Annotated in this window: 2 tRNA genes; both read right to left on the bottom strand. The window is 44.0% G+C overall.

The window, feature by feature from the left end:
- Positions 1 to 256 precede the first annotated feature (256 nt).
- A tRNA-Ala gene (locus QWF21_RS18125) sits at positions 257 to 332 on the bottom strand.
- Positions 333 to 339: 7 nt separating this feature from the next.
- A tRNA-Ile gene (locus tag QWF21_RS18120) sits at positions 340 to 416 on the bottom strand.
- Positions 417 to 425: the final 9 nt, after the last annotated feature.

Raw genomic sequence — 425 nt, 5'->3', positions numbered from 1 at the left:
CGTCGCACGCTTGTGAGTAAGGTCACAAATAAATTGTTACCTTGTTATTTCTACTATCAGCTTGCCAAGTTGTTAAAGAGCAGTTTGAGATAAACTCAAATGGAAAATCTTAATGGTGAATGTTGAATGATGAATGTTGGATTGTATAACCAACTAATCACCTTCACACTAAGGTCTTTCATTTGAATTTAAGAGCAAATCCTTTGTTGTTTTGCTGTCATTCACCACTCAACATTCATCATTCAACATTAAGTAGTGGTGGAGCCAAGCGGGATCGAACCGCTGACCTCCTGCGTGCAAGGCAGGCGCTCTCCCAGCTGAGCTATGGCCCCAAATAATTGGTGGGTCTGAGTAGACTCGAACTACCGACCTCACCCTTATCAGGGGTGCGCTCTAACCACCTGAGCTACAGACCCATCTGTACC

The organism is Alkalimonas mucilaginosa, assembly GCF_036327005.1.
GTDB classification, from domain to species: Bacteria; Pseudomonadota; Gammaproteobacteria; order Enterobacterales; family Alteromonadaceae; genus Alkalimonas; species Alkalimonas mucilaginosa.
The sequence above is the reverse complement of the archived record's forward strand: the minus strand, read 5'-3'. Positions and strand labels throughout refer to the sequence as shown.